Raw genomic sequence first — 355 nt, forward strand, 5'->3', positions numbered from 1 at the left:
GGACGGGCTCTATGACGCTTGCCAAGACCCATAAGAGGGCTTCCACCCCTTCCCGGCTGGGCCGGAGCACGAGTTTGACAAAATGGTCCTTCATGGTGGCCAGGGCGTGGGCGAAGTTCACGGCCCAAGGGTGTTTGCGGCCGACCGTCACACGTTCCACCGCGTGCTGGGCCACCCAACGAAACACCGAAGCGATCGCGACCAAAAGGAGCTTGGCGTAGAAGTCCTGTTGCACCGTTAGGACCGATTTGCCGGTGAATCGCTCCACTTCCACCCGGCACTTGAGAACCTTGTAACTGCCCTCCTCTACGCCCCAGCGCAGCGCATAGAGTCGGGTGAGAGAGGCCGCGGGATA

General features: G+C 61.4%; 1 pseudogene. It reads right to left on the reverse strand.

The window, feature by feature from the left end:
- Positions 1 to 355, reverse strand: a pseudogene (locus tag ACYQ8L_RS18680) (IS4 family transposase); the annotation flags it as partial.

The organism is Deferrisoma palaeochoriense, assembly GCF_054656955.1.